The sequence below is a fragment of the Gordonia terrae genome (assembly GCF_001698225.1).
Taxonomy (GTDB): domain Bacteria; phylum Actinomycetota; class Actinomycetes; order Mycobacteriales; family Mycobacteriaceae; genus Gordonia; species Gordonia terrae.
The window spans coordinates 1,880,617-1,904,469 of sequence record NZ_CP016594.1 but is presented as its reverse complement, the minus strand read 5'-3'; the positions used below and the strand labels follow the sequence as shown (position 1 = coordinate 1,904,469).

23 protein-coding genes are annotated in these 23,853 nt (G+C 68.9%); 11 read left to right on the top strand and 12 right to left on the bottom strand.

The window, feature by feature from the left end:
* Positions 1-18: 18 nt before the first annotated feature.
* Complete coding sequence (locus BCM27_RS08640; RefSeq protein WP_004019366.1) at positions 19-801, bottom strand: isoprenyl transferase; 783 nt, start codon at positions 799-801, stop codon at positions 19-21.
* Between the two features lie 155 nt (positions 802-956).
* Here BCM27_RS08640 and trhA point away from each other — a divergent pair, with 155 nt between their 5' ends.
* The 4 genes from trhA (at position 957) to BCM27_RS08620 (ending at position 5,530) form a co-directional block, all read left to right on the top strand.
* On the top strand, positions 957-1,625 hold the full coding sequence (gene trhA / locus BCM27_RS08635; RefSeq protein WP_004019368.1) for a PAQR family membrane homeostasis protein TrhA: 669 nt from the start codon (positions 957-959) through the stop codon (positions 1,623-1,625).
* A 59-nt stretch (positions 1,626-1,684) separates the two neighbouring features.
* Positions 1,685-2,236 (top strand): hypothetical protein, encoded by a 552-nt coding sequence (locus BCM27_RS08630; RefSeq protein WP_239400599.1) that lies wholly within the window; start codon positions 1,685-1,687, stop codon positions 2,234-2,236.
* 94 nt (positions 2,237-2,330) lie between these two features.
* Entirely contained in the window at positions 2,331-3,848 is a 1,518-nt protein-coding gene (locus tag BCM27_RS08625) for a PepSY-associated TM helix domain-containing protein (protein ID WP_081486969.1), read from the top strand.
* 113 nt (positions 3,849-3,961) lie between these two features.
* Positions 3,962-5,530: an alkaline phosphatase D family protein gene (locus BCM27_RS08620; RefSeq protein ID WP_004019372.1), complete on the top strand. Its 1,569-nt coding sequence runs from the start codon at positions 3,962-3,964 to the stop codon at positions 5,528-5,530.
* Positions 5,531-5,549: 19 nt separating this feature from the next.
* On the opposite strand, the gene BCM27_RS08615 is transcribed toward BCM27_RS08620, so the two are convergent.
* Positions 5,550-6,638, bottom strand: coding sequence for a 3-deoxy-7-phosphoheptulonate synthase (locus BCM27_RS08615; protein ID WP_004019374.1), 1,089 nt, complete (start codon positions 6,636-6,638; stop codon positions 5,550-5,552).
* 248 nt (positions 6,639-6,886) lie between these two features.
* Positions 6,887-7,333, bottom strand: a complete 447-nt coding sequence (locus tag BCM27_RS08610) for an Lrp/AsnC family transcriptional regulator (RefSeq protein WP_004019376.1) — start codon at positions 7,331-7,333, stop codon at positions 6,887-6,889.
* 97 nt (positions 7,334-7,430) lie between these two features.
* On the opposite strand from BCM27_RS08610, the gene rocD reads away from it, so the two are divergent.
* Complete coding sequence (gene rocD, locus BCM27_RS08605) at positions 7,431-8,693, top strand: ornithine--oxo-acid transaminase (RefSeq protein WP_004019377.1); 1,263 nt, start codon at positions 7,431-7,433, stop codon at positions 8,691-8,693.
* Here the strand turns inward: rocD and BCM27_RS08600 are convergent.
* Genes BCM27_RS08600 through mca form a run of 3 tightly spaced genes read right to left on the bottom strand, consistent with a single transcriptional unit; the run spans position 8,676 to position 10,424 of the window.
* Entirely contained in the window at positions 8,676-9,179 is a 504-nt protein-coding gene (locus BCM27_RS08600; RefSeq protein ID WP_004019378.1) for a TspO/MBR family protein, read from the bottom strand. The two genes, rocD and BCM27_RS08600, sit on opposite strands and share 18 nt — an antisense overlap.
* 22 nt (positions 9,180-9,201) lie before the next feature.
* Positions 9,202-9,528 carry a hypothetical protein gene (locus tag BCM27_RS08595; protein ID WP_004019379.1) on the bottom strand — a complete coding sequence of 109 codons (327 nt, stop codon included), beginning with the start codon at positions 9,526-9,528 and terminating at the stop codon, positions 9,202-9,204.
* Entirely contained in the window at positions 9,528-10,424 is an 897-nt protein-coding gene (gene mca / locus BCM27_RS08590) for a mycothiol conjugate amidase Mca (RefSeq protein WP_004019380.1), read from the bottom strand. Before mca ends, BCM27_RS08595 begins: the two co-directional genes overlap by 1 nt.
* A 48-nt stretch (positions 10,425-10,472) precedes the next feature.
* Here mca and BCM27_RS08585 point away from each other — a divergent pair, with 48 nt between their 5' ends.
* From BCM27_RS08585 to greA, 3 genes are all read left to right on the top strand, one after another.
* Positions 10,473-10,970: a DUF4307 domain-containing protein gene (locus BCM27_RS08585; protein ID WP_033203629.1), complete on the top strand. Its 498-nt coding sequence runs from the start codon at positions 10,473-10,475 to the stop codon at positions 10,968-10,970.
* Positions 10,967-11,743, top strand: a complete 777-nt coding sequence (locus BCM27_RS08580; protein ID WP_004020946.1) for a queuosine precursor transporter — start codon at positions 10,967-10,969, stop codon at positions 11,741-11,743. Before BCM27_RS08585 ends, BCM27_RS08580 begins: the two co-directional genes overlap by 4 nt.
* A 129-nt stretch (positions 11,744-11,872) precedes the next feature.
* Positions 11,873-12,364: a transcription elongation factor GreA gene (gene greA, locus BCM27_RS08575; RefSeq protein ID WP_004020945.1), complete on the top strand. Its 492-nt coding sequence runs from the start codon at positions 11,873-11,875 to the stop codon at positions 12,362-12,364.
* A 116-nt stretch (positions 12,365-12,480) separates the two neighbouring features.
* Here the strand turns inward: greA and BCM27_RS08570 are convergent, their stop codons facing one another.
* Both BCM27_RS08570 and BCM27_RS08565 read right to left on the bottom strand, forming a co-directional pair.
* A complete protein-coding gene (locus BCM27_RS08570; RefSeq protein ID WP_004020944.1) occupies positions 12,481-13,026 on the bottom strand; it encodes an Ltp family lipoprotein in 546 nt (181 codons plus the stop codon).
* A 229-nt stretch (positions 13,027-13,255) separates the two neighbouring features.
* A complete protein-coding gene (locus tag BCM27_RS08565) occupies positions 13,256-14,056 on the bottom strand; it encodes a DUF4352 domain-containing protein (RefSeq protein ID WP_004020943.1) in 801 nt (266 codons plus the stop codon).
* A gap of 204 nt (positions 14,057-14,260) precedes the next feature.
* Here BCM27_RS08565 and BCM27_RS08560 point away from each other — a divergent pair, with 204 nt between their 5' ends.
* The 3 genes from BCM27_RS08560 to BCM27_RS08550 all read left to right on the top strand — a co-directional run bounded on the left by BCM27_RS08560 (position 14,261) and on the right by BCM27_RS08550 (position 16,770).
* Positions 14,261-14,779: an SRPBCC family protein gene (locus tag BCM27_RS08560; RefSeq protein ID WP_004020942.1), complete on the top strand. Its 519-nt coding sequence runs from the start codon at positions 14,261-14,263 to the stop codon at positions 14,777-14,779.
* A gap of 90 nt (positions 14,780-14,869) precedes the next feature.
* Positions 14,870-15,940 (top strand): daunorubicin resistance protein DrrA family ABC transporter ATP-binding protein, encoded by a 1,071-nt coding sequence (locus tag BCM27_RS08555; protein WP_004020941.1) that lies wholly within the window; start codon positions 14,870-14,872, stop codon positions 15,938-15,940.
* Positions 15,937-16,770, top strand: a complete 834-nt coding sequence (locus BCM27_RS08550) for an ABC transporter permease (RefSeq protein WP_004020940.1) — start codon at positions 15,937-15,939, stop codon at positions 16,768-16,770. The genes BCM27_RS08555 and BCM27_RS08550 overlap by 4 nt, the downstream gene beginning before the upstream one ends.
* Here BCM27_RS08550 and BCM27_RS08545 read toward each other — a convergent pair.
* Genes BCM27_RS08545 through BCM27_RS08530 form a run of 4 tightly spaced genes read right to left on the bottom strand, consistent with a single transcriptional unit; the run spans position 16,752 to position 23,803 of the window.
* On the bottom strand, positions 16,752-19,976 hold the full coding sequence (locus tag BCM27_RS08545; RefSeq protein WP_004020939.1) for an AfsR/SARP family transcriptional regulator: 3,225 nt from the start codon (positions 19,974-19,976) through the stop codon (positions 16,752-16,754). The two genes, BCM27_RS08550 and BCM27_RS08545, sit on opposite strands and share 19 nt — an antisense overlap.
* A gap of 28 nt (positions 19,977-20,004) precedes the next feature.
* Complete coding sequence (gene ilvA / locus BCM27_RS08540; RefSeq protein ID WP_004020938.1) at positions 20,005-21,204, bottom strand: threonine ammonia-lyase; 1,200 nt, start codon at positions 21,202-21,204, stop codon at positions 20,005-20,007.
* A 21-nt stretch (positions 21,205-21,225) separates the two neighbouring features.
* Complete coding sequence (locus BCM27_RS08535; RefSeq protein WP_004020937.1) at positions 21,226-22,398, bottom strand: cystathionine gamma-synthase; 1,173 nt, start codon at positions 22,396-22,398, stop codon at positions 21,226-21,228.
* Between the two features lie 10 nt (positions 22,399-22,408).
* On the bottom strand, positions 22,409-23,803 hold the full coding sequence (locus tag BCM27_RS08530) for a cystathionine beta-synthase (RefSeq protein ID WP_004020936.1): 1,395 nt from the start codon (positions 23,801-23,803) through the stop codon (positions 22,409-22,411).
* Positions 23,804-23,853 lie beyond the last annotated feature (50 nt).

The following is a 23,853-nucleotide window of genomic DNA, read 5'->3' as shown; positions in this document are numbered from 1 at the left end:
GGGTCGACACCGGAGGGGCTACTTGCCGAACCGCCGACTCCGCGCGGAATAGTCGCGCAGGGCGCGCAAGAAGTCCACCCGGCGGAACTCCGGCCAATAGGCGTCGGTGAACCAGATCTCCGAATAGGCGCTCTGCCACAACAGGAATCCCGACAACCGCTGCTCTCCGGACGTACGGATCACGAGGTCGGGGTCGGGCTGACCCTTGGTGTAGAGGTTGGCGTCGATCGCCTCCACGGTCACCGCGTCCACCATCTCGGTCGCAGTCGCCCCGGCGGCCACCTTTTCCTCGAGCAGCGCGCGAACCGCGTCCACGATCTCCTGCCGTCCGCCGTACCCGACAGCGACATTGACGTTCATCCCGCGCCGTTCGGCGGTCCGGTCGGCGGCCGCCCGCAATCGCCCGGCCACCGGCTCGGGCAGTGAGTCCAGGGTGCCGACGATGCGGATGCGCCACTCGCCGTCGGGCGAGGAGATCTCGTCGACGATGTCCGGCACGATCTCGAGGAGCGCGTCCAGCTCGTCGGAGGATCGGTTGAGGTTCTCGGTCGAGAGCAAATAGATGGTGACGGCCTCGATACCCAGCCCGGCACACCAGCCGAGCATGTCCGCGATCCGCTGTGCGCCCACCCGGTGTCCGTGGCTGACGTCCTCGAAACCCGCTTCGCGCGCCCACCTCCGGTTGCCGTCGCAGATGATCGCGACATGCCGCGGCAGGCGCTCGGTGTCGAGGAGCTGGATGAGCCGGCGTTCGTAGACCGAGAGGACGGGGCGTCGAAGCCGATCCGGCAGCAGCTTCATCGTCGGATCGTTCCGGCGTCGTCTCGGCCTCGTGTCACGCAGGACACCTTACGCGCCGAGACGCATCTCGCCGGCCACCGGCGGTGCGGCCCTGCGTGCCGGTGCGGAGCCGCCGACGTGCCGCCGATGCGTCAAGTTACGGTACCGTAGGTTCGGTGAGCACGTTGCTGAACCAACCGGTCGACGTCCGCCCACGCCTGCGCGGAGTCATCCACCACTACTCGGCCTACGTGGCAGCGGTCGCCGGCCTCGCCCTGGTCATCGGCGCGGCCACGGTCGGCGATCCCGTCGCCGTCGTGCCGTGCGCCGTCTATGCGGTCACCGTGCTCGGACTCTTCGCGATCAGTGCGGGCTACCACCGGATCCCGTGGAAGACCGCACGTGCCCGGACCCGCATGAAGCGCGCCGATCACGCGATGATCTTCCTGTTCATCGCCGGCACGTACACACCGTTCTGCGCGCTGGGCCTGCCCTCACCGACCAGCTGGTGGGTACTCGGCATCGTCTGGGCGGGCGCCGCGGCCGGTGCGACCCTCAAGATCGCGTGGCCCGGCGCGCCGCGCTGGCTCGGGGTGAGCCTCTATATCGTGCTCGGCTGGGTGATCGTGGCCGTCGCCCCGGCACTCGTGAGCGAGACCGGCGTGCTCGTCATGGTGCTGCTGGCGCTCGGAGGCGTCTTCTACAGTGTCGGCGGCATCCTCTACGCGGCGCGCTGGCCCGATCCATGGCCGGACACCTTCGGCCATCACGAGGTGTTCCACGCCTGCACCGCGATCGCGGCCCTGTTGCACTACGTCGCCGCGTGGCTCCTCGTGCTGGGCTGACCTGCCTTTTCGGTGACCGCCCGCAGTCGGGGCGAGATCACCGCCGCTATGCTCCTTGCGTGAACCCGGACATGCGCGCCCTCCACCGCCTCCGCGGTGGGGTCGTCGGCGCGCTGTCGGCGAGTACGGCGGTGGCCGCACACGGACTCGCGGCCGGTTCCCTGCCCGCCACGACGTCACTCGTGATCATGACCGCCGCCTGTACCGCGCTCGGCTGGGCGATCGGCGCGATGTCCCGGCGACGTCCGGGGTTTGTCGCCACGATGGGGCTCCTCGCCGCCGGGCAACTGCTCGCGCACATCTCCCTCACCGCGCTCGACGCCTCGTCGGGCCACCACGCCGCCGCGGCGGCGCTCACGCACGCCCCCAGCCAGTCGATGCTGCTGGTGCACGGGGTCGCGACACTGCTGACCGCGGCCGCGATCCGGGTCGCCGAGCCGGCGCTCCTGTGCGTCCTGACCGCGATCGTCGCGCTCATCCGGGCCGTTCTCGATCCGCCCGCCGACGATGTCACCGGGCTCGTCCCCCGCCCGACACACGACGACGCGCGGCCCCGTCTGCGCGCCATCGCCGCCCTCGACACCCGCGGACCGCCCGCCCTCACGCGCTGATCCATTCCTCCGCCGACCCGTCACCCCGACGGGCCGGTCGGTGCGCGTCTGCCATCCCACCTGACCGTGGTCGATGCCGCGTGCCGTCTTCCGCATGAGAGGCCAACACGTGTCCCTGCCCAACCTGTCTCGTTCCGACAATCCACCCGAGAACCCGCCCGGCACCCCACCGGACGGCGATCCCCGCGCCCGCCGGTCCCCACCTGCCACCTGGCAACCGTTGCTCCGACGACTGCACTTCTACGCCGGCATCTTCATCGCGCCGTTCCTGGTCGTCGCGGCCATCACCGGCGGGCTCTACGCGATCGCGCCGACACTCGAGCAGGTCGTCTACCGCGACCAGCTCCACACCGAGAGCACCGGCGATGCCCGCCCGGTGTCCGAACAGGTCGATGCGGCGGTCCGGCTCCGTCCCGACCTCACGCTGTCCGCAGTCCGTCCGTCGACCGAGCCCGGCGACACCACCCGCGTCCTCTTCGACGACCCGGCGCTCGGGGCGTCCAAGCGCCTGGCGGTGTTCATCGACCCGGTGACGCTCGAGTCGACCGGCGAGTTGGTGTCCTACGGCAGCAGCGCGTCGTTGCCGCTGCGCACCTGGCTCAGCGAGCTGCACCGCAATCTCCATCTCGGCGAACCGGGCCGCATCTACAGCGAACTCGCCGCCTCCTGGCTGTGGGTCATCGCCCTCGGCGGTCTCGCCCTGTGGCTCACGGCATTCCGAGCTCGGCGGCAGCGACGGCTCGCCGAGCTGGTCACCGTCGACCGGTCGGCGACCGGACGCAACCGCACCCGGAACCGCCACGGGGTCATCGGCGTGTGGATCGCGGTGGGGCTCGTCTTCCTGTCCGCGACCGGCCTCACGTGGTCGAAGTACGCGGGCGAGAACGTCTCCGAACTCCGCACCGCCCTGAGCTGGACGACGCCCGGCGTCGAGACCGCATTGTCGGAGGCGCCGTCGGCGCCCGCCGGCCACGGGGACCACGACGGCGGCCATGGGGACCATGGCGCACACGAGGGTCAGGTGCCGGATCTGCCGAGCTCGTCCGGTGAGTCGGTGGCGCAACTCGACCGCGTCCTGGACACCGCGCGGGTCGCGGGAGTGGACGGCAGGGTCGAGGTGACCATTCCCGCCACCGCGGACACGGCGTTCACCGTCGCGCAGACCAGGCAACCTTGGCAGTTCGGCCAGGACTCGATCGCGGTGAACGGTGCGACCGGTGGGGTCGTGGACATCTCGCGGTTCGCCGACTGGCCGCTCGCCGCGAAACTCACCACCTGGGGCATCGCCCTGCACATGGGAATCCTGTTCGGCTGGGTGAGCCAGCTCGCACTCCTGGTGCTGGCGGTTGCGCTGGTGATGCTCATCGTGCGCGGCTACCAGATGTGGTGGCAACGACGGCCACGACGCTCCGGGGCGCTCGCCGTGGGCCGCCCCCCGGCTCGTGGCGCGCTGCGCCGGGTGCCCGTGCCCGCGGCCGTCGCGGTCGGTGTGGTGGCGGCCGCGGTGGGCTGGTTCGTGCCGCTGCTCGGACTCAGCCTTCTCGCCTTCCTCGCGGTCGACGTCGCGCTCGGACTACGCGAGCGCCGCGGCCGATCCGCCTCCTCGACGTAGCGCTGCGCCTGGTCGGCGGGGACTCACCGGGGGGTCGCAGACTTCACCTCCCCATCATGTCCCCGCCGCCTGCAGGTGGAATCGAGGTCAGGTGGTCCTGGTCGGGTGTGCCCATGGGCACATCGCGACGTCGATTCCTCGGCTGGTCGGCGCTCGTGACAGGCCTGGCGTTCACCCCGGGTCTGCTCGGCGGCACGTCACCGGCTGTACCCGCTCCGGCCCATTCCGGCGGCGTGTTCGGCCTCGGCGTCGCGTCCGGGGATCCGCTCCCCGACGGTGTTCTGCTGTGGACGCGCTTGTCGCGCAACCCTTTCGCCCCGGGCGGCGGGATGGGGACGGGACCGGTCCGGGTCGACTGGGAGGTCGCCGCCGACGAGTCGATGACCCGGATCGTGCGTCGCGGATCCGTGCACGCGACACCGGAATGGGGGCACAGCGTGCACGTCGACGTCCGCGGACTCGCGCCCGCCGCCGACTACTTCTACCGGTTCCGCGCCCTCGGCGAGATCTCCACCGTCGGGCGAACCCGGACGGCGCCTGCCCCGTACGCACGCGTCGACACGCTCACGCTGGCCGTGGCGTCCTGCCAGAACTGGGCCGACGGCTACTACCACGCCTACGCCGACCTCGCCGCCCACGCGCCCGATGTCGTCCTGCACCTCGGCGACTACATCTACGAGAAGCCGATCCCCGCGCGGGGCGGCGCGAGAAACGCTGCCGCTCTTCCGCTCTCGGCGACCCGGGAGGCAGTCGACCTCGAGGACTACCGGGAACGGTACGCACTGTACAAGTCCGACCCGGACCTGCAACTCGCCCACGCGACGGCACCGTTCGTGATCACCTTCGACGACCACGAGGTGGACAACAACTGGGCGGGTGCGGTTCCCGAGGACCACGCACCGCTGACCGCGTTCGCGCTGCGCCGCGCACGCGCCCTGCGCGCCTGGTGGGAGAACACCCCGGTGCGGATCGCCGCCCGGCCGAACGGAACCGTCATCCGTGCGCACCGGCGGCTGGGTTTCGGTGATCTCGTCGACCTCACCCTCCTCGACACCCGCAGTCATCGCAGCGATCAGGCCAACGGAGACAACGACACCGGTCAGAACGCGTCCACCGCGGACCCGTCTCGGACGATCCTCGGCGCCGAGCAGGAACGATGGTTGCTCGACGGTTTCGCGTCCTCCCGACACCGCTGGGACGTTCTCGCCCAGCAGGTTCCGATGGCCGACCTCGCCCGGACCGTCGGCTCGACCCGAGCGGTCAGCATGGACGGGTGGAGTGGCTACGAGGCCTCGCGCGCCCGCGTGCTCGACGGCGCCGCGGACCGTGGGGTACGCAATCTGGTGTCCCTCGCCGGCGACATCCACCGCAGCGTGGTCGCCGACCTCCGTACCTCGTACACCGCTGAATCCGCCACGCGCGGAGTGGAACTGGCCGCAACGTCGATCACCTCCGGCGGCGACGGAGAGGACAGCGACGACGGCGACCGCCGCCTGAAGGAGGCCTCGCCCCACGTCCGGTTCGGCAACTCACAGCGCGGCTACCTGCTGAATCGGATTCACGCCGACCGGTGGGAGGCCGAGTTCCGCGTGGCGCCGTCCGTACGGTCGCCACGCGGCACGCTTGCGCGTCGAGCACTGATCACGATCCCGGACTCGACCCCCGAGGTCGACGTGGTCTGACCCCCGGTCCTCTCGGGGATCAGCCCCGCGCCAGCGCCGCCAGCACCTGAGCGCTGGCCTCCCAGCCCATGCACTTGTCGGTGACGGACTTGCCGTAGACCAGCGGGGTGGCCTCGGTCGACTGCGCGCCGGGCTCGAGGAAGCTCTCCAGCATGACGCCGCTGACGGTCGACGGCTCACCGGCCTCGCGGGCCGCCCGGAGGCGGGTGGCGATCTCGGTGGCGACCTCCGCCTGGCGGACATGATCCTTGCCGGAGTTGGCGTGCGAGCAGTCGATCATGACCCGCGCCGGCAACCCGGCCGCGGCGAGCGCCTCGGCCGCCGCCGACACCGACTCCGCGTCGAAGTTGGGGCCACGCGTGCCGCCGCGCAGGATGATGTGGCAGTCCTCATTGCCCGCGGTCTCCACCACGGCGCCATTGCCGAAGTCGTCGACTCCGAAGAAGACATGTTCGGCCGCAGCGGCTTTCACGCCGTCGATGGCGACCTGGACATTGCCGTCGGTGCCGTTCTTGAATCCGATCGGCATCGACAGCCCCGACGCCAGCTGACGATGGACCTGGGACTCGGTGGTACGGGCGCCGATGGCACCCCACGCCACCGCGTCGGCGATGTACTGCGGGCTGGTCGGCTCGAGGAACTCGCAGCCGACGGGCAGACCGAGGTCGATGATGTCGAGCAGCAGCGACCGGGCGGTGCGCAGACCACGCTCGACGTCGAAGGTGTTGTCCATCCCGGGGTCGTTGATCAGGCCCTTCCACCCGATCGTGGTGCGCGGCTTCTCGAAGTAGACGCGCATGACGATCTTCAGACGCTCGGCGTAGGCATCGGCCAGCGGCGCGAGGCGTCGTGCGTAGTCGATGGCCGCGATCGGGTCGTGGACAGAGCAGGGTCCGACGATGACGAGCAGGCGGTCGTCCCGCCCGGCGAGGATGTCGGCGATCTCGTCCCGGTCGCGCTGGACGGCGACGGCGCGTCGTGCGGACAGCGGCAGTTCGCTGCGGACGGTGTCGGGCGAGGGGATCGGACGGAAGGCCCGGATCCGGCGGTCGGAGGTCGATTCGGCGTTGTCGTCGGATCGGATCGGGAGGTCCGGCAAGGTGGTCACGTTGTGTGCCTTTCGAGGTCATGCCCGTGTCGATGTGGTGACGAGGCATGCCCTGGGTGTGGTCGGAGCCCCGCTCAAATGACAAGAGCAGCGACCGTCTGGTCGCTGCTCGGGCTCCGGGTGTGTCGTACGCGCGTCAGATCAACGCATCATCGTGGCCCCACCCGGAGCCTCGATAAAGCGCCAATACGCGCGCACGGTGCTGATCACGGCGACCACACTAGCACAGGCGTTTCACGTTCCCGGTCTCACGGGTGTCCCCGGTCGATCAGCTCGCTGAGCACGAGGATGGACTCCGACCGATCCACCGGGCCCGCCCGCCGGATGCGTTCGAGCGCCTGCTCGAGGTGCCGTACGTCGCGGGCCATGACGCGCAGGATGGCATCGGCCTGACCGGTCACGGTCGCGGCGCTCACGACCTCGGGGATGGGGTCCCAGGCGGCTTCGAGCTGTTCGGGCGAGATGTTGCCCCGGCAGTACACGAGCACGTAGGCCTCGGTGGTCCACTGCATCGCCTGGGGGTCGACGACGGCGGTGAAACCCCGGATGACCCCGTCGGCAACCAGTCGGTCGACGCGCCGTTTGACGGCGGGAGCGGACAGTCCGATCCGCTCCCCGATCTGCTGGTAGGTGGCCCGGGCATCACGGGTGAGGCAGGCGAGTACCTGTTCGTCGAGATCGTCTAATAATCGCAACAGAAGCCTCCTCTGCCAACAATTCTCGACGATCCGTTGCGCGATCACGCAAGAAACGTCGATTGTTTGCACCGAAGCCCAAAGATACGCTCGATCCATGACCATGACGAGCCCGGCAGCCGGTACGCCCGGACGTTCCGGCGCGCCTGTCCCGGTCGCCCGTCCGGCCCTCACTGATCTGCTCGAACCCCATGTAGCGCACAACTATTCGCCCCTGCCGGTGATCGCCGCCACCGCCGAGGGCGCCTGGATCACCGATGTCGACGGGCGCCGTCACCTCGACTGCCTCGGCGCCTATTCCGCGGTCAACTTCGGTCACCGCCATCCCCGCATCGTCGCCGCGGCCCTGGATCAGCTCACGCGGGTCACCCTCACCAGCCGCGCTTTCCGGTCCGATCGACTCGAACCGTTCTGCGCCGCACTGGCTTCCCTGTGCGGCAAGGACATGGTCCTGCCGATGAACACCGGCGCCGAAGCGGTGGAGTCCGGCATCAAGGTCGCCCGCAAATGGGGCTACGACGTCAAGGGCGTACGCGACGGCCGTGCCACGATCGTCGTGGCCGGCGGCAACTTCCACGGCCGCACGACGACGATCATCTCGTTCAGCGACGATCCGGCTGCCTATGCCGGGTTCGGTCCGTACACACCGGGATTCGTCCGCGTCCCGTTCGGCGATCTGGCCGCGCTGGAGGCCGCCGTCGACGAGAACACCGTGGCCGTCCTCCTCGAACCCATCCAAGGTGAGGCCGGCGTCATCGTCCCGCCCGATGACTATCTTCCCGGCGCGCGGACCCTCTGCACCGAGCGTGGCGCGCTGCTGATCGTCGATGAGATCCAGTCGGGCCTCGGCCGCACCGGCCGGACGTTCGCGGTGGAGCACTGGGGCGTCGAACCCGACGTCTACCTACTGGGAAAGGCGCTGGGCGGCGGATTGCTGCCCGTGTCGGCGGTGGTGGCCGACCGCAACGTTCTCGACGTCCTGCACCCCGGTGAACACGGATCGACCTTCGGCGGCAACCCGCTCGCCGCCGCCGTCGGTCACACCGTCGTCGACATGCTCGCCGAAGGGACGTGGCAGCGTCGGGCGGCCGACCTCGGTGAGCACCTGCACGGGCGGCTGCACGACTTCGTCGGGGACGGTGTGGTGGCGGTCCGCGGTGTCGGACTGTGGGCGGGCATCGACCTCGACCCCGCGACCGGCACCGGTGAGGACTTCTGCCGGCGGCTCTCCGAACGCGGTGTGCTGGCGAAGGACACCCATGGGTCGACGTTGCGGCTGGCGCCGCCGCTGGTCGTCACCGAGTCCGAGATCGACTGGGCGATGGAACGATTCGCCGCGACCCTACGAGACCGCCGGTGACTGCCGGCCACGGTTGAGCCACCAGGTGCTCGTCGAGAGCACGGTTGCGAATGCGCACCACGCCGGGTAGGGCGCGAGCGCGGCACCTGCCGCCGGGTTGGTCTGTGCGGTACGCCGCGCGAGATCGGCACCGCTCACGGTGAGCGCCGCCGCCGCGACCGACGCGGTTCCGAGAGCACCCCGGCCGAAGTAGATCCAGCTCCAGCCGCCGTTGAGCACGAGGTTGGCCCCGAGCGCCGCGAGATACCTCTGCCGCTGTGTGTGCTCGCCGTTCTCGTCCAGTTGATCCAGCGTGACGGCGGACGTCACGGCAATATCGGCATAGAGCGCGGTCCATGCGACCGGGAAGGCCCAGTCGGGCGGCACGAACGACGGCTTCGCCAGCTTCGGGTACCAGGTCTCGACCGCCGGCTTGGTCACCACGCTGCCGATGAACGCTGCGGCTGCGGTCGCGAGTGACGTCCCGATCAGGGTGGAGATGCGCATGACTCCACTTGTACGCCTCGACTCAGGTGTCGGCGGGTCGTCGGTCGTCGGTGGTGCCGGCGGCCGTCGTGGCATCCGGGGAGCCGGGTACATCCGGAGTCGCGGTGCCCGACTCGGCCGGACCGGGCGAGTCGGTGCCCTCGTCGAAGGCCTGGTCGGGTTCGGGGTGCTCGGTGTCGAAGGAGGCGGGCAGCTTCTTCAGCTGTCGGCTCATCGACCAGATGAGGAACGCCGTGCCGACGAGCAGCAGCAGGATCACGAGCAGGCCCAGCGGTGAGGCCTTGCCGAACTCCGGCCCCTGCGGCTCCTCCGCGAGAATCATCACGGTGTTCACGACGGTGCTGTTCATCACGCCTCGATCCCGGCGAACAGGTCGGTCTCGGGCAAGGCGGTCTTGACCCGGGTCCGGGCGAGCTCGAACTCCTCGGTCGGCCACAGACGCTGCTGCCATTCCAGCGGCACCGCGAAGAACACCCCGTTCGGGTCGATCTGCGTGGCGTGCGCACGCAGGGCGTCGTCACGCTGCGGGAAGTACTTCGAGCACTCGACCTGGGTGGTGACGCGGCCCATCAGGTCGCCGCGACTCGGGTCCCACTTGCTGAGCCACTCGGCAAACGGACTCTCCTGGCCGTGTCGCGCGAACTCGTCGGAGAAGAGCACCATCCGGTCGCGGATGAAACCGTGGGTGTAGTAGAGCTTCGACACCGTCCACGCCTCGCCGGTCCCGGGGAATGCGTCGGGATCGCCGGATTGCTCGTAGGCGGCGACCGACACCTCGTGGCATCGGATGTGGTCGGGATGCGGATAGCCGCCGTGCTCGTCGTAGGTGATGATCACGTGCGGGCGGAACTCGCGAACCACGCGCACCAGCGCCTCGGTGGCCTCCTCGAGGGGCACCGTCGCGAACGACCCCTCCGGCAGCGGCGGCAGCGGGTCGCCCTCGGGCAGCCCGGAGTCGACGAAGCCGAGCCACGTCTGCCGGACGCCGAGCGACTCGGCGGCCTTCGCCATCTCCTCGCGGCGGACCTCGGTCATCCGCTCCTTGATGCCCGGCCGGTCCATCGCCGGATTCAGGATGTCGCCACGCTCACCGCCGGTGAGTGTGACCACGAGCACTTCGTTGCCTTCGGCCGCATATTTCGCGGTCGTCGCCGCACCCTTGCTCGACTCGTCGTCTGGGTGCGCATGCACCGCCATCAGACGGAACACCCCCGACTTGGGGTCGCCGACGTGGGATTCGGTCACAGTTCCTCACCTTCGGATCGCTACTCCTCCCATGGTAGGTATTGACGCGTGAACAGTTCGGACGGGGGCGCCGCAGACGCCGGTGACGCACCACGCACGACGCCTGACACGACACGACCGCACAGCGGACCGCGCGCCACCTACCCGGAGCATTCGGAGACCGCCCGGGGTCGTCGGCGCTGGTTCGTCGCCCTGTCGGTTCTCGTCGTCGTCGCGGGTGTCGCACTCGCGGTCATCGGTTACAGCAAGTTCTCCTCGGCCGACGTGACGGGCGAGGCCACCGGCTACGAAATCCTCGACGACTCGACCGTCGCCGTGCAGTTCACCGTCGAACGCTCCGACCCGAGCCGGCCCGCGGCCTGTGTGGTGCGCGGACGTTCCCGTGACGGAGGCGAGACCGGCCGGCGCGAGATCCTCATCCCCGCCGACCCCGCGGAACGCATCGGCGTCCGCACCGAGATCACGACGTCGAAGCCGCCGGTCATCGGTGAGGTGTTCGGCTGCACGCTCGACGTGCCCGCCTACCTGAAACCGTCGGATCAGTGACCGCTCCCCTGGCCGGACGCGACGAATCGCAGGCGCCGCGCGCCGCCTTCGCCTCGATCGGCAGCCGCTACTTCCCGCTCCTGGTCGCGCTCTTCGTCGGCGTCATGCTGATCAGCAACGTCACCGGGACCAAGGGCGTGGTGCTGTTCGACGACTGGCTCCACATCGATCTGGGCCCGATCCAGATGAACGGATTGGTGACCGACGGCGCCTTCTTCCTGTTCCCGCTGGCCTACGTCCTGGGCGACGTGATCAGTGAGGTCTACGGGTTCCGGGCGATGCGCCGGACCATTCTCGCCGGTTTCGCGGTGCTCATCCTCGCGTCGTTGTGTTTCTGGCTCACCATTCATCTGCCGGCTGCCGATTTCTACGAGGGGCAGGAGTCTTTCGAGACGGTCGCCGGAGTCGTCCCACAATTCCTGCTCGCCGGATTGGCCGGATATGTCGTAGGCGAATTCCTCAATTCCTTCGTTCTCGTCAAAATGAAGGAACGGGCCGGCGAACGTCATCTGTGGGCGCGCCTGCTGGGTTCGACGATTGTCGGCGAATTCGCCGACACCCTCGTGTTCTGCTCGATCGCGGCCACCGCGCTGGGCATCTCGACCTGGGGAGACTTCATCAACTACACGATCGTCGGTTTCGTGTGGAAGACGCTCGTCGAAATCGTCATCATGCCGCTGACGTATTTCGTTGTGGGATGGCTGAAGCGGGCGGAACCGACCTATCAAGACGCGCTCCGGGCGGCGTCGCGCGGCACAACCGATGTGCCATAGGTCTCAGCACCTGGTACTCTGATCGGATACACGGCTCCGCGAGGGGTCGTGTTGCTGCATTTATAGCAGTCCATATGCCCCTGGTGTAAACGGTCGCCCGGGGCCGCGGACAACACAAAGGAGTGACCGATGACCGACACCCAGGTGACCTGGCTGACCCAAGAGTCGCACGACCGCCTCAAGAGCGAGCTCGACTCGTTGATCGCCAACCGTCCGGTCATCGCTGCCGAGATCAACGAGCGTCGCGAAGAGGGCGACCTCAAGGAGAACGGCGGCTACCACGCCGCTCGCGAAGAGCAGGGCCAGCAGGAAGCGCGCATCCGCCAGCTGCAGGAACTGCTGAACAACGCGAAGGTCGGCGAGGCGCCGACCCAGTCCGGCGTCGCGCTGCCCGGTTCCGTCGTGACCGTCTACTACGACGGTGACGAGAAAGACACCGAGACCTTCCTCATCGCCACCCGCGAGGAGAGCGGCCAGGGCGGACTGGAGACCTACTCCCCCAGCTCGCCGCTCGGTGCCGCCCTCATCGACGCCAAGGTCGGCGAGACCCGCGAGTACTCCGTGCCCAGCGGTGCCACCATCAAGGTGACCCTGGTCAGCGCGGAGCCCTACCACGGCTGATCGACACTGGACCAGAGCCCGGGACGACATGGTCGTCCCGGGCTTCGTGTTTTCGGGCTCAGTGCTTCGGGCTGTACTTGCCGGCGACGCGGCCGTCCGACAGGCATCGGTGAGCCCTAGGCGTTGTCGACCCCGTAGACCGCCTGCGCCGGCGTGAAGCCGTCGTACTCGAGCTGCTCGATCAGGCCCTGCCGCGAGAACGCCATCATCGACCGATAGTCGCGGGCCTTTTTCACCGCCTGCGCGTTCCAGTCGACGGCGCCCGTGGCTTCGATCTCGGTCACCGCGTAGGTCGCGTCGGTCGTCGAGAACCCCTCGTACTCCAGCTGATCGATCAGACCCGACTTCGAGAACGCCATGAGCGACAGGTAGTCCTTGGCTTTCGCCACTGCGCTCGACTGCTCCCACGTCGCGAGCGATTCTGCATCTGTCGTCGTCGCGGGTGTCGAGGGTTCGCCGTACACCTGCGCCGCCGTATCACCGAAAGTCGCGGTGTCGGTGTCGTTGTGCACAACGCCCGGGAAGAGCGCCAACGCAATTCCGCACACCGCGACCAGGCCGGCGATGAACAACGGCCACACACGGTCTGGGACTTGCGGTCGTGCTCCGGCCGGCGCTGCGCCGGAGGAACGGTGGGGTCGGGCATTATCGGCTTCGGTCATCGTCCTGATCCTTCGTGATGTGCGGGTCCTGGGAAGCGGTACCTCATCTGAAGACAGACTGACATCGAGGTCTGACAAAACCGTTGCCAGACAGTGTCATCCGTTCGGATGAGTTTCTCGGCAGGCCTTATTGATCCGCGGTAGTCGACCGGCAGACCTCAACTCGACTGATGGACTTCGATCGAAGTCCAGGAGTCGAGTTGAGGTTCGCCGGTCGCGTCGCCCGCAACTAGGACAGAGCCACCGTCACGCCACCGGAGAACATCGAGTCATGGAGCTCGATGGAGGCCGGTGTCGCCCCTGCCGGCATGTCGTAGACCAGCTTGACGGTCACGGCATTTCCGGGATTGATGTTGTCCCACACGGGGATGTCCGACCCGCCGAGCGCGATCTGGGCCGAGGTGTCCGGCTCGAAGCTGCGATCCTCGGCGTCGAGCAGTTTCTGTCCCGTCGGTGAGAAGCTCTGCGGCTGGTCGGACGTGTTCTTCACAGTCATGGTGACGATCACGAACTGCCCCTGGGCTTCCTCGGTGAGGTACGGATTGTCACCCACCGACGTCAAGCCGGGTTCGACGCCGGTCACCACGAACTCGAACTTGCCGTCGCGTACCGGTGTGTTCAGGCCCGGCGCCGCGTCCTCGCCGTTCGCGTCACCCGAATCACGCTGCTCACCCGCCTCGGTCGCGGTGGAAGCACCCGAACCAGCGGTGCTGTCCGTGTCATCCGACCCTCCGCCGGAGGTCGCCGCGAGGATGATGATCAACAAGACCACGATGGATCCCAGGATCCAGGGCCACTTTTTCTTCTTCTTCGCAGGTGGATTCGGGTACGGCTTCGGTGGAGCACCGTACTGCGGAGCGCCGTACTGAGGAGTGCCGTATTGGGGAGCGCCGTATTGGGGAGCGCCGTATTGCGGCGCCCCGGGCTGCGGCGGCTGTCCGTACTGCTGCCCTTGGTACGGCTGGCCGTAAGGCGGCTGCTGGCCCGGGTCGGGTCCGGGAGCGGGGTTCGGATTCTGGGGGTCGGTCATCGATCGTCCTTCTCTGCTGTGCGGCACCTGGGAAGCGGTCCCGCATCTGCACGCACTGTCGCACCGGGGTCCGACAAAACCGTTGCCGCACAGTGTCATCCGAACAGACGAATCTTTGCAGTCGGTACGCTCGACCGACCCGGCGGGCTCGTCGCAACCGAACGACCGAGGCATCGGTCAGGGCCACGTGCTTCAATGTGACCCATGGCACGTTCCCATGAGCTGGAGTCCTTTGATCTCGACTTCTTCGACGATGCGCCGGTCCGGCACGTCATCGACGTGCGTCTGCCGGTCACGCCGGAACGCGCGTGGGCCGAGTTCACCCGTCAGCACACGCTGGACTGGTGCCGCGCGATCAAGAAGATCGAGTTCGTGTCTCCGCCGCCATACGGGGTGGGTACCCAGCGCCGGGCGGTCCTCGGCCCCGGCTACGTGACCCTCGAGGAAGACTTCTTCGACTGGACCGAAGATGCGGAGAACGGGTACTACCGCAACGGTTTTCGGGTTCTGCGGGCGAACGTCCCGGGCATTCGGCGGTTCGGCGAGGCAACCGAGATCCTGCCCGCCGACGTGGGATGCCGGCTCAAGTGGACCTTCGCACTGGAACTCCCCACGTCCTCGCGCGTGGTCACCGCCTTCTCCGGTCCGGCGTCGTCGACGGTCTACAAGACCATCGAGGCCGACACCCTCAAGCATTTCGCGAATCTCGAACCTGCCACCTAGGGTCCTGCTGCTTACGTGGTGACGCCGCGCGACAGCACCACGTAAGCCGACGCAAGCCCGACGACAGGCGACGGCGCCACAGTTGTCGCCATGACAACGACAACCACTCCCCGGCCCGACGTCGGGCCGGCTTCGTCCCCCCACACCGGCCTCGCGATCGAGGCGCGCGGCCTCGTCAAGCACTTCGGTTCCACCCGTGCGGTCAACGGTGTCGATCTGACCGTCCCGACCGGATCGGTGTACGGCGTCCTCGGGCCCAACGGCGCGGGGAAGACGACCACCGTCAGCATGCTGGCCACCCTGCTACGTCCCGACGCCGGCGACGCACGCGTCTTCGGCTACGACGTCGTCGACGATGCGGTCGCGGTACGTTCACTCGTCGGCGTCACGGGGCAGTACGCCTCCGTCGACGAGGACCTCACCGCCACCCAGAACCTGGTGCTGTTCGCCCGCCTGCTCGGCTTCTCGCGGACCGCGGCTCGATCGCGTGCCGACGAGCTGCTCCAGGAGTTCGCCCTCACCGACGCGGCGGCCCGACCGCTGAAGAACTTCTCCGGCGGAATGCGCCGGCGCCTCGATCTCGCGGCCAGCCTCATCGACACCCCGCCGCTGCTGTTCCTCGACGAACCGACGACCGGCCTCGACCCGCGAACCCGCGCCCAGATGTGGGATACCATCCGCCGGCTCGTCGCCGGCGGATCGACGGTCCTGCTCACCACCCAGTATCTCGACGAGGCCGATCAGCTGGCCGACCGCATCGCGGTCATCGACCACGGCCGCGTCATCGCCGACGGTACGGCCGACGAACTCAAGCACTCGATCGGCGCCAGCACGCTCCAGCTCGTCGCAGCCGATCGCGCGGACGCACCCCGCGTGTGTGAGATCGCCGAGACGATCCTCGGGCAGAAGGCCACCCTGAGCCCCGAAGCCGCGCGGACGACCGTACCGCTGAGTTCGGCCGAGCTCGTACCCGATGTGCTGATCGCCCTGCGCGAGAGCGGGATCGGCATCGAGGAGATCACCGTGCAGAAGCCGAGTCTGGACGAGGTGTTCCTCACCATCACCGGCAGGCCGGCGGAGCCGGACGCCGACACCGACATGTCCGGGCGCCCGTCGTCCGACACACATTCGTCCGACCCCACCCAGGAGGCCCGTTCATGACCACCACCCTCGACAGTCCCCCGTCGACCTCCGTCACGACCCGCGCCGCACGCGCGCAGGTGAAGACCTCCATCAGCCTGGTCGAGTCGTTCCGGCAGTCCTTCAGCATGGCCTACCGCGGTGTGCTCAAGATCCGGCACAACCCCGAACAGCTCTTCGACGTCACGTTCCAGCCGATCATCTTCACGCTGATGTTCACCTACATCTTCGGTGGCGCGATCAGCGGGAACGTGGAAGCCTATCTCCCGGTGATCATCCCGGGCATCCTCGTGCAGACGGTCATCATGACCTCGATCGTCACCGGCACCCAGCTGCGGGAGGACATGGACAAGGGCGTCTTCGACCGGTTCCGTTCGCTACCGATCGCCCGGATCAGCCCGCTCGCCGGCGCCCTGCTCGCCGACGTCATCCGCTACTCCATCGCGACCGTCCTGACCGTCGTGATGGGTGTGCTGATGGGCTGGCGCCCCGACGTTCTCGGCGTGATCGCCTCGGCGGCACTCATCATCGTGTGCAGCTTCGCGGTCTCGTGGATCTTCGCACTCATGGGTTGTCTCATGAGCAAAGCGTCGGCCGTGCAGGGCATCTCGATGATGATCATGTTCCCGTTGACCTTCATGTCGAATGCCTTCGTCCCGGTCGACACCATGCCCGGTTGGCTGCAGGGTTTCGTGAACGTCAACCCGGTCAGTCACCTCGTCACGGCGGTCCGCGAACTGACGAACTCCGGCCACGCCGGCATCCACGTCGTGTGGGCCCTGATCGGCGCCGCAGTGATCACTGCCGTGTTCGCCCCGCTCGCGGTGCGGGCCTACATGCGCAACGCCTGATCTCGGATCACGTCGGCGAGTTCGTCCACGGCGATGCGGCGCGGCACCCGCCGGGCCGCACCGCCGTGTTCGCGAATGCGCCTCTCGGACCACTGACGAGCCCACCGCAACGACGGATAGTCCTGGCGCCCAGGCAGACTCAGCGTCAGCTCGACGAGGCGTCGGCTGAGGGGCTCCGACTCGCGGTCCGCGCCGTACAGCACGGTGAACGCCGCGGCCACGGTGCCGGCCTGCGGGAGGTCCTGCCACCCGGGCCCGAACATCATGTCGTCGAGCCCCTTCACCATCTGCGGGACCAGTTCCCGCGCCGCCTCGATGTCCCCGCACCGCACCAGCCCGGCCACACACCCGCTGACCACCATCAGCACCGCGGGGTCGGCGACACCGAAGGGATGATCCCGCAGCATGATCCGTGCGGCCCGCGCGTACATCGCCGCGACCTCGTCCTCGGGCAGACCGTCGACGAGAGCGAGTTCGGCGACACCGAGCAACGCCGGTCCGGTCACCTCCGGATTCCCCTGGGGATCCTCGACGTCGAGATCCCAGTCGTCGACGATGACCGCGAGTTCGCGCCGGGCGTCGGCGACCCGGCCGTCGGAGAGCAGGGTGAGCGCCAGAAAGGTCTGGAGCTGGCGGACGTCCTCGACGGCGTGCAGGCGACCCAACAGGTCGATACCGTCCCGGTACCTCGACGCCGCCGCGGCGTACCGGCCCTGCTGGGCGTACAGGCTGCCGGTGCTCGACTGCCACATCCCCTGGAACCAGGACGCATAGCGACTGCGGGTGAGCCAATCGCCCGACGCGATCGAGTCCCGGAGCGCGGGACCCAGCAGTCCGCGGTTCTCCCGCAGATGGGACCGCATCGTCAGCGCCAGCGCCCGCACCTCGTCGTCGGACGCGGTCTCGGCGGCCCGACAGACCATGCGGTAGCCCCGGATCGCGTTGGACGCCAGGGCGACAGCGGACACGAACTCGCTGGCACGATCGTAGGTGAGACCGGGGCGATGCAACCCCCGCAGGATGAACCTCGCGGTGGCGATCACCCGGAGTTCGCCGGTCATCGTCCCGTGCACCGCACCGACGATCGCGGTCACCTGCCAGTTCTCGCGCACGGCGTCGTCGGGTGCCTCGGGTGGGCGCGGTAGCGCCATCAGCACGCGGGCGCCCCACGCTCGGGTCTCCCCGTGCAGACCGCGAACCGTCCAGTGGTAAGCCAGCGCCGGGTACAGCGTGGTGAGCACCGCGACGACATCGTCGGTCGGCGACGTGGCCGCGGACTCGCAGGCCGACCGGAGAATCCACGTCAAGTTGTCGGCTTCGCGCGCCAGTCCGCCGGCGCCCGCGGTGTGGTCGCCGTTCTCTGCCAGGTCGCGCATCTCGGAGACGAATTCGATGGCCCAGCGTCTCATCAGTGACTCGACGCGCGTGGCCAGGTCCGCGTCCATCCGCGTCTCGCCGAACTCCCGAACCATCTCCAGCATGCGGAAGCGCGCCGAACCGTCGGTCTCCACCACCGACAGCAGCGACTGGTTGGTCAGGCTCTCGAGGGTGTCGTCGAGAATCGCCCCGGCGGCCCCGGTCACCGCGCGGGCAGCCGATCGATCGAAACCCCCGGGAAAGCGGCACAGTCGTACCAGCGCGGCCCGGCCGGCGTCGTCGAGCAGTTCCCAGCTCCACTCGATCACCGCGTAGAGGGTGCGGTGGCGGTCCGGCGTGGTGCGGTCGGCGGACCGCAGGAGCGCGAACTTCTCTCCCAGGCGGTCGGCGATCTCCTCGACCGTCATCGTCCGGATGCGGGCCGCTGCCAGCTCGATGGCCAGCGGGAGTCCGTCGAGGTGGCGGCACAGCTCGACGACGCGCTCCGGGGGTAGATCCGCGTCGGGACGCACGGCCCGCGCGCGGGCCCGGAACAGTTGCACCGCAGGTGAATCCGCGTCCACCGCCGCCAGCACAGGCAGCTGGTGCACCTGCTCACCGGCGATGGCCAGCGGAGTGCGACTGGTGGACAGGACCCGGAGGCCGGGTACCGCGGCGGTGAGTTCGGCGACGATCCGGGCGCATGCGTCGACGATCTGTTCGCAGTTGTCGAGGATCACCACCGATGGCTGCTCCCGCAGCACGTCCTCGAGACGTGCGGTCAGGTCTCCCGGGGTCATGCGCGGGCGGCCGGTGGCGGAGAGGTCCGATTCGCCGACCCCGAGCGTGGCGGCGATCGCCGGGATCACGTCGTCGTCGGATCGCACCGAGGCGAGGGACACGAAGTAGACCGGGACTCCCGTGGCATGCAGGCGATGGCCCATCTCGGTCGCGACCCGGGTCTTGCCGACGCCGCCGGGACCGAGCACGGTCACCACGCGCCCGGTGTCGAGCATGCCCGCCATGGTGTCGAGGTCGGCACCGCGTCCGATGAGTTCGGTGGTGGGCGAGCGTAATCCGACGGCACGCGTGGGTCGCGGCGCGCTGCTCGCCGGTCGTGGTGTCGCGGCCAGGATGTCGGCGTGGACCCGGGCCACCTCGGCGCCCGGGTCCATCCCCAGCTCGGCCGACAGTCGGCGTCTGAGCCGGTCGAACACGGCGAGCGCGTCGGTGGCGCGGCCTTCGCCGGCCAGGGCCCGCATCAACGCGGAGTGTGCCGCCTCGTCGAACGGGTCTCGCGCGCAGCGTTGTTCGGCGATGAATCGGGCGGTCGCGAAATCGCCCTCGGCGAGCGCGGCCGTCAGCTGCGCGGCGTCGAGCGCGTCTTCGGTGCGTCGAATCCGGGTGGACAGCATCGCCGTCACCGGGGAGCCGTCCCCGAGGTCGTCTCCCGGCACGCCGCGCCACCACTGCCGCGCCCGGTCGTTGGCCTCCCGGTCGCCCTCGGTGAGCAGCTTGTCGACCACGTCGAGGTCGGTGCGGGTGTTGCGCAGCCGATACCCGTTCTCGGTGCCCTCCAGAACCCCCTCGGGCAGGAGCTTGCGCAGCCGGGACACCTGGGTGTGCAGCGCGCTGTGCGGCGAACGGGGCGGATCGTCGGCCCACACGTCGTCGATTAGGCGGTCCGCCGAACGCAGGTGCCCCTCGGCGAGGGCGAGGGCCACGAGCAGGCGTCGGGCACGCAGCCCCGGCACTCCGACGAGCCGGTCGGGCCGCTCGGCCCCCACCGGGCACGATCCGACGGCGATCGGGCCCAGTAGACCGATCAGGGCGGGTCCGTCGGCAGACACCAGGAAAGGTTAGCGCCGCCGTCCGTGCTCAGTCGCGCAGGAACCCGGCGTCGGCGAGGGCCCGCCGGACGTCGTGCTGATGATCGTGTCCGCGGGTCTCGACGCTCACCGTCACCTGCACCTCGCCGAGATAGAGATCGTCGGCGACGCGCGAGTGCACGACGTCGAGCACGCTCGCCCCCAGATCGCGGAGCAGTTCGAGGAGCGTGACGAGACCACCCGGGCGGTCGGAGACGGTCGCCGTGACGGTGAGAAAACGTCCGGCGGCGGTCAGGCCGTGCGTCGTGACATGGCGCAGCAGCAGCGGATCGATGTTGCCGCCGGACAGCACGACGCACACGGTCCCCGACAGGGCGAGCCGTCCGCTCACGGCCGCCGCCACCGCCGCGGCCCCGGCCGGCTCGACCACCAGCTTGGCCCGCTCGAGCATCAGCAGCAGCGCGGTGCTCAACTCCTCCTCGCTGACCGTGACGACCCGGTCCACGAACTCGCTGACATGCGCGAACGGGACCGCCCCCGGGGTCGCGACGGCGATGCCGTCGGCCATCGTGTTCATCGCCGCGACCGGCATCGGCCGTTCCTCGGCGAGCGATGTCGGCCAGGCGGCTGCCTGAGCGGCCTGCACGCCGATCACCTCGACCTCGGGACGACGCAGACGCACCGCGGCGGCGACGCCCGCGAGCAGTCCACCACCGCCGAGCGGCACGACGATCGTGGTGACATCCGGGATCTGCTCCAGGATCTCCACCCCGACCGTCGACTGCCCGGCCACGATGTCGAGATGGTCGAACGGGTGGATCAGGGCCGCGCCCGTGGCATCGGCGTACCGCTGCGCCTCGACAAGGGCGTCATCCACCGTCCCACCTGCCAGGACGACTTCGGCGCCATAGGCTTTCGTGGCGGCGATCTTCGGCAGCGCGGCCCCGGTTGGCATGTAGACCCGCGACGCGATCCCCAGATCCGATGCCGCCCAGGCGACTCCCTGCGCGTGATTGCCCGCGCTGGCCGCGACGACCCCGCGCCCACGTTCCTCCGCCGACAACCGGGAGATCCGCAGGTACGCTCCGCGCGGCTTGAACGACCCGGTGCGCTGGAGGTTCTCACACTTGAGCCACACCTGAGCCCCGCTGCGCTCGGACACCACCCGCGAGGCGATCGTCGGCGTCCGCCGGATCACCCCCGACAGTTCGTCGGCGGCCCGGTCGACGTCGGCGGCAGTCAGCAACATGCGAACCAGTATCCGTCCGGCTCAGCGCAGCGCGTTCTCCAGATCGCCGAGGATGTCGTCGATGTCCTCGATACCCACCGAGAGGCGGACCAGGTTGGCCGGCACCTCGAGCAGCGACCCAGCGGTCGAGGCGTGTGTCATCGCGCCGGGGTGTTCGATCAGCGACTCGATGCCGCCGAGCGACTCGGCGAGCGTGAACACCTCGGTGCGGGCGCAGAACTCCTTGGCGTCGTCGAGGCCGCCCTTCACCAGGACCGAGACCATGCCGCCATAGCGCTTCATCTGCTTACCCGCGACCTCGTGTCCCGGATGGTTCTCCAGACCTGGGTACAACACGGCGTCGATCTTGTCGTGCCCGTTCAGGAACTCGACGACCTTCTCGGCGTTGTCGCAGTGCCGATCCATCCGCACCCCGAGGGTCTTGATGCCGCGCAGGGTCAGGAATCCGTCGAACGGTCCGGGAACCGCGCCGGCGCCGTTCTGCAGGAACGCGAACGCCTCGTCGAGCTCCTCGCTGTCGGTGACCAGGGCGCCACCGACGACATCCGAGTGCCCGCCCAGGTACTTGGTCGTCGAATGCAGGACGACGTCGGCGCCCAGGACGAGTGGCTGCTGCAGGTACGGCGAGGCGAAGGTGTTGTCGACGACGAGCTTCGCGCCCGCCTCGTGCGCGACGGCGGCGAGAGTCTCGATGTCGCCGACGTTGAGCAGCGGGTTGGTCGGCGTCTCGGTCCAGACCAGCTTGGTCTCCGGCCGGATGGCGTCGCGCACCGCGGCCACGTCGGACACCGGGGCCACCGAGTAGGTGATGCCCCACTGGCTGAAGACCTTGTCGATGAGACGGAAGGTACCGCCGTAGGCGTCGTTGGGGATCACCAGATGGTCACCCGGCCGCAGCGTCGACCGCAGCAGGCAGTCGGTGGCCGCCATACCGGACGCGAAAGCCCGTCCGTAGGTGCCGCTCTCGAGGGCGGCGAGGTTGGCCTCGAGGGCGCGTCGGGTCGGGTTGCCGGTGCGTGCGTACTCGAACCCGTCGCGCAATCCGCCGACACCGTCCTGGGCGAACGTCGAACTCGCGTAGATCGGGACGTTCACCGCGCCCGTCTGGGGATCCGGGTCGTAACCGGCGTGGATGGCGCGGGTCGAGAAGCCTTGCCAGCGAACCGAGTCCGCTGCGCTGCGTCGTTCACTCACGGTGGTGCTCCTATCCGACGATCGGGTGGCTCGACACGAAGGCGAGCAGGTCGTGGCGCGTGATCACGCCGATGGGCTTGCCGTCTTCGACGACCATGAGCGCGTCGCAGTCGCCGAGCGCCTTGGTGGCCGCCGACACCGGTTCGCCGGAACCGATGAGCGGGAACGGCTCCCCCATGTGTGCCGACACGGGGTCGGCGAGGCTGGCGCGACCTTCGAAGACCGCGCTGAGCAGGTCACGTTCGGTGACCGCGCCCGCGACCTCGCCGGCCATCACGGGCGGCTCGGCACCGACGACCGGCATCTGGGACACGCCGTACTCGCGGAGGATCTCGATCGCATCGCGCAGCGTTTCCTGCGGGTGGGTGTGCACGAGGTCGGGCAACGCGCCCGTCTTGCCGCGCAACACATCCCCGACGAGTGATTCCTTGGTGTTGGAGTCGAGCGGGGTGCGCAGGAACCCGTAGCTGCTCATCCACTGATCGTTGAAGATCTTCGCCATGTAGCCGCGACCGCCGTCGGGAAGCAGGACGACGACCACGGCGTCGGGACCCTCACGCTCGGCGACCCGAAGGGCCGCGACGACCGCCATCCCGCACGAACCGCCGACCAGCAGTCCCTCTTCGCGTGCCAGTCGCCGCGTCATGTCGAACGAGTCGGCGTCGGAGACGGCGATGATCTCGTCGGGGATGGCCGGGTCGTAGGCCGAGGGCCAGAAGTCCTCACCGACGCCCTCGACCAGGTACGGCCGACCGGTCCCGCCGGAGTACACCGACCCCTCGGGATCGACGCCGACGACCTTCACCGCGCCGTCGGAGATCTCCTTGAGGTACCGGCCGGTCCCGGTGATCGTGCCGCCCGTGCCGACGCCCGCCACGAAGTGCGTGACCTTGCCGTCGGTGTCGGCCCAGATCTCGGGACCGGTGGTCTCGTAGTGACTCTGCGGGCCGGCCGGGTTGGCGTACTGATTGGGCTTCCACGCGCCGTCGATCTCGGTGACCAGGCGGTCGGAGACGCTGTAGTAGCTGTCCGGGTGGGACGGCTCGACCGCGGTCGGGCAGACCACGACCTCGGCGCCGTAGGCGCGCAGGACGTTGCGCTTGTCCTCGCCCACCTTGTCCGGGCAGACGAACACGCACTTGTATCCGCGCTGCTGGGCGACGAGTGCCAGACCGACGCCGGTGTTGCCCGACGTCGGTTCCACGATGGTCCCACCCGGCTTCAGCTCACCCGACGCCTCGGCGGCGTCGATCATCCGCACGGCGATGCGGTCCTTGCTGCTACCACCGGGATTGAGGTACTCGACCTTGGCGGCGACCAGGCCCGATCCGGGTGAGGTCACCGAGTTCAGTTTGACCAGCGGGGTGTTGCCCACCAGGTCGACGACGTGATTGGCGATGCGCATGTGTCCATGGTCCCAGAGTCGGTCCCGGAGTCGCCGCGGACCCCGACACC